This window comes from Synechococcus sp. R6-10 (assembly GCF_047461815.1).
Taxonomy (GTDB): Bacteria; Cyanobacteriota; Cyanobacteriia; order Thermostichales; family Thermostichaceae; genus Thermostichus.
Genome location: NZ_JANSHW010000561.1, coordinates 1 through 3,957, shown reverse-complemented (window position 1 = coordinate 3,957; position 3,957 = coordinate 1). Strand labels below are relative to the sequence as shown.

Annotated in this window: 6 protein-coding genes; 4 read left to right on the top strand and 2 right to left on the bottom strand. The window is 59.6% G+C overall.

The features are described 5' to 3' along the window. Positions 1–408: signal peptidase I (lepB, locus tag NW837_RS13800; protein ID WP_414332178.1), on the bottom strand; the 408-nt coding region annotated here is incomplete at its 3' end. Positions 409–569: 161 nt separating this feature from the next. Between lepB and NW837_RS13795 the strand changes: the two genes are divergently transcribed. Further along, positions 570–926: a hypothetical protein gene (locus NW837_RS13795; protein ID WP_011432108.1), complete on the top strand. Its 357-nt coding sequence runs from the start codon at positions 570–572 to the stop codon at positions 924–926. A gap of 31 nt (positions 927–957) precedes the next feature. Here the strand turns inward: NW837_RS13795 and NW837_RS13790 are convergent, their stop codons facing one another. Continuing rightward, positions 958–2,004, bottom strand: coding sequence for a hypothetical protein (locus tag NW837_RS13790; RefSeq protein ID WP_414332177.1), 1,047 nt, complete (start codon positions 2,002–2,004; stop codon positions 958–960). 168 nt (positions 2,005–2,172) lie between these two features. Here NW837_RS13790 and NW837_RS13785 point away from each other — a divergent pair, with 168 nt between their 5' ends. The 3 genes from NW837_RS13785 to NW837_RS13775 all read left to right on the top strand — a co-directional run. Continuing rightward, the gene (locus NW837_RS13785; RefSeq protein ID WP_414332176.1) at positions 2,173–2,892 is read left to right on the top strand and encodes a pyridoxine 5'-phosphate synthase; all 720 of its coding nucleotides are present in this window, start codon (positions 2,173–2,175) and stop codon (positions 2,890–2,892) included. A 14-nt stretch (positions 2,893–2,906) separates the two neighbouring features. Continuing rightward, positions 2,907–3,539, top strand: coding sequence for a DUF3318 domain-containing protein (locus NW837_RS13780; protein WP_011432111.1), 633 nt, complete (start codon positions 2,907–2,909; stop codon positions 3,537–3,539). Between the two features lie 12 nt (positions 3,540–3,551). Further along, on the top strand, positions 3,552–3,957 hold a 406-nt coding region (locus NW837_RS13775; protein ID WP_414332175.1), incomplete at its 3' end, for a biotin--[acetyl-CoA-carboxylase] ligase.

Here is a 3,957-nt window from a genome sequence, read left to right as displayed (position 1 = left end):
GTAGTCTTCCCGCAGCGGGATCCCGTTGATGATGACCTCACCGTTGGCGATGCGAATGCGATCTCCCGGCAGGCCGATCACCCGCTTGATGTAGGCCCCGTCGAAGTTCAGTTTGGCGGGAGGGTTGAAAACAATAATATCGCCTCGTCTGGGCGAACCAAAGCGGTAGCTGACCTTTTCCACCACCAGCCGATCCCCTTCTTCCAGAGTGGGCAGCATCGAATCGGAGGGGATCCAACGCGCCTCTGCCACAAAGGTGCGAATGCCGAAGGCCAGCAACAGAGCCAGCACCACCGTCAGAAGGTTTTCCCGTTGCGCCTGCCACCAGCTGCGGGATCCCGAGCTGGCAGGGGTTTCCCCTGATGGCGACTGGGGCTTGGGCAGAGGAGTTGGATCTTTTGACGGCATGGAAGCTAACGAACAAGACTTCACGATCTCAAGATTACCGCACCCAATCCAGGGCAGCAGAATGGGATGCCCTCCCATTAAACCCCTGCCGGAGAGACGAACAGCCGGCAATAGCATAGGATGGGTATTCTGGTGTACCGTACTCGCGACTGTTAGCCCCTATGACGATTTCAACAGAAGAGCGCCTAGAGCGAGTCGAGCGCCTGGTCGAGGCCAATAGCCAAGCAATAGCTCGTCTCACCCAACAACAAGAGGAAGTTTTGAGGCGGATCGATCGGCTCTCAGGGGATAGCGAAAAACTCTCGGAGCGGGTTGAAAAGCTCTCGGGCGATGTCGAAAAGCTCTCGGGCGATGTCGAAAAGCTCTCAGGTGATGTCGAAAAGCTCACTTTTAAGTTCGACACCTCACAAACCATCGGGGAACGGCTGGAACGTCTAGCCACCAGCCTGATTGCCGGTGCCACCATCAGCATCATTGCCGGAGTGATTTTGGTGCTGCTGCGGGAGGGATCCCGTTGAAGGGATGTTGCTCGGGGCTGGTTTTGGGGGGTCAACTGCCGGAATTGAGTTTTTCCCAGTCCTGCTGGTGGATGGCGATCATCTGGGCTTGGGCTTGAATAGCTGCCAACACCTCCGTCATCAGGGGCCAGTCGCTCCGCGGCGGACTGGGGTACTGCTTAAGCTTGTCAACTGTGTTGCTGAGAGCACTTTGCAATTGTTGCAGCAGTTGATAGGTCTGTTGGGCCAAAGCTAGGGTCTCAGAGACGCGGAGGTTATTCTGGCCTTGTTGATATTTCTGGAGAGCTTCCCCTCGCAGGATGCTCAAGATGGCCCCTTCTCTAGAGGCGGCAGTCTGGCCACTTTTGGAGCGCTGCGGTATGATGCGCAACTGCAACACCAGTGGCTCCCCCCGGTACATCCGCTCCACCTCTGCCTGCTGCGGCTCCCCGATCAACTCCGGATCCAGCGCCATCATCCGCTTCATGGCGGTGATCAACTTCGCTCGTATGGACTCGGAGAGATCTTTGAACAAATCCCGCAAAATCCCCTGCTGGCGGTAGCGCACTCGACAAGAAGGCCCCTCTTGAGGCTCCACGAAAATTTGCTCGGCTTTCTCATCCAAAGCCCGCCGCAGCATCGAGTTGAGCAACTGCTGCACTGTCTCTTCTGATTCGTCGGCGGGGACGGACGGAGGCTGGGTTGGCCTCAACTGCGTGGGTGGCCCCGACACGGGAGCAGGAACCTCCCGAGTCACCCGGTTGGCTTGGGCCTGGAGGCGCAGCCGCTCCACCTCTGCCGGGTCGGGGGGATGGCTGAAGTAGTAGGCAATTAAATCCTGCTGCTGCTGAGCGGTGAGAGGGATTGGCTGGACGGAAATCTGGGAATAGGCCAGCATTTTGCTCACATAGTCCAACGCCGCCAAATCCTGGGGATCCACCATGCCCAAGATGAGGCTGTCGGTATCCAGGGCCAAGGGGACGACTTGGTAGTAAATGCAGATCTCCACCGGCAAGTACTGGGCAATTAAGGCCGGCACTCGCGCCCGGTCAACAATGGAGTGTTGTCCCACCGCCAGAGAGGCATCTGGATCAGTCATGGCAAGCCCGGAGTGGATCCCGCACAGGCGAGACGTCGCTACCTGATCATAGAGTAAAGCCTACACCCTCGCGGCCTGAGGCCCATGGCATCCTGGCTCATCTGACCGGCGTAAATTGAATAATGTAATACTAGGGGTATTCTCCTCTACACCCAAAGCAGTAAAGCCTTGTTAAGTCTTGGAGTTAACATCGACCACATTGCCACCCTTCGACAGGCACGCCGCACGGTGGAGCCAGATCCGGTAGCGGCAGCGGTGATTGCCGAGCTGGCGGGGGCAGATGGCATTACGGTGCACTTGCGCGAGGATCGCCGTCACATTCAAGATCGGGATGTGCGGCTGTTGCGGCAAACTGTGCGCACCCACCTCAACCTGGAGATGGCAGCCACCGAGGAGATGGTGGCGATTGCCCTGGAGATTAAGCCTGACTACGTCACTTTGGTTCCTGAGCGGCGGGAGGAAATCACCACCGAAGGTGGGTTGGATGTGGCGGGGCAGGTGTCGCGCCTCAGGGATGTGGTCGGCCAACTGCAGGGATCCGGCATTCCCGTCAGCTTGTTTATCGACCCAGATCCGACCCAAGTTGCTGCTGCTGCCCAAGTGGGAGCCCGCTGGGTGGAGCTCCACACGGGGCGCTATGCAGAAGCCTCATCCGCAGCTCAGCGGCAGGTGGAACTTGACCACCTGGAAAAGGCCAGCCAACAGGCTCTTCAGCTGGGCTTGCGGGTGAATGCGGGACATGGTCTTACCTACTGGAATGTCGGCCCAGTGGCGCGGATCCCTGGCATGGAGGAGCTGAACATTGGCCACAGCATTATCAGTCGAGCGGTGCTGGTGGGGCTGGATCGGGCGGTGCGAGAGATGCGTCAGGCGATGGGACTAAGCTGAGGAGCAGGCCCGGCATGAACTCGGAATACTACGGCTACGAAAACTACGTTCTGGATCAGGCGGAGATTGAGCGCCTGTTGGATCTGCTGCCAGCCAGTATGCGGGAGAGTGTGAAGATCTTGCCCGCCTCGGAACGGCAAACGGTGGTGATCAAAGGCCGTCGGCAAATGCCCTGGGAACGGCAGATGCGGCTGTTCATCAAGCCCTACGAGTGGCGGCAATTTACCCCCCTGCAGCGGGCGGGGCTGTTCCTGCACAAGGTGGGCTACTACAGTCGGGCGGTGTCGCGGCAGATCGACTTTTACCTGGCCATAGCAGCTCTGGGGGGGTTGAGCTTGATCTTCGAGGCCGTACAACAGGATCCCGTGGGAGCAACCGTTTCGGGTGGTTTGAGTGGCTTGGCCCTCTGGCAGTTGCGCCGCGACCAAACCAATGACCGTCGTCTGTTGGCTGCTGACGCCTATGCGGTGGATCGCCTGGTGTTGCGCGGGATCCCGCGGCTGCAGGCGGTGGAGGCCCTAGGGCAGGCGCTGCATGTGGAGGCCCGTCTGGAGGGGCGCTCGGGCAATGATCTGCTGGACATGTTGCGCTACCAAAACCTCAAGCGGCTGGCCCAGCGTCCGGCGGAAGACATTGTGTTGAGCTAATCCCGGGTAGAGATGCTTTCTCCCTCGCGGCTGGGATCCCAGGCGGGCCGGTGGGGCCGCCATCTGCTGCAAGTGGCGGTGACCGATTCCACCAATCGGCTGCTCTTGGATTGGGGCCGTCGGTTCCCACAGCCGCTGCCAGTGGGCACAGTTTTGGTCAGCACCCGCCAACGGGCTGGGCAAGGTCAACATGGGCGGGTGTGGCACTCGGAGCCGGGGGGACTATACCTGTCCGTTTGGCTGGGATCCCCGCCTTTGCATCACTCGCTGCTGGAACTGACCCTGGCCTTGGGCTGGGGCATTGCGGGCCGTTTACGGCAAAACCTTGGGATCCCGCTGCGGCTGAAATGGCCCAACGATTTGGTGGTGGTAGATGAGCAGCACCCAGATTCTCTGCTCAAGCTGGGGGGGATCCTGG

Bases quoted from the DNA above. Each gene is read 5' to 3' on its own strand.
- NW837_RS13780 (WP_011432111.1), top strand. From the start codon at position 2,907: ATGAACTCGGAATACTACGGCTACGAAAACTACGTTCTGGATCAGGCG.
- NW837_RS13790 (WP_414332177.1), bottom strand. From the start codon at position 2,004: ATGACTGATCCAGATGCCTCTCTGGCGGTGGGACAACACTCCATTGTT.
- NW837_RS13795 (WP_011432108.1), top strand. From the start codon at position 570: ATGACGATTTCAACAGAAGAGCGCCTAGAGCGAGTCGAGCGCCTGGTC.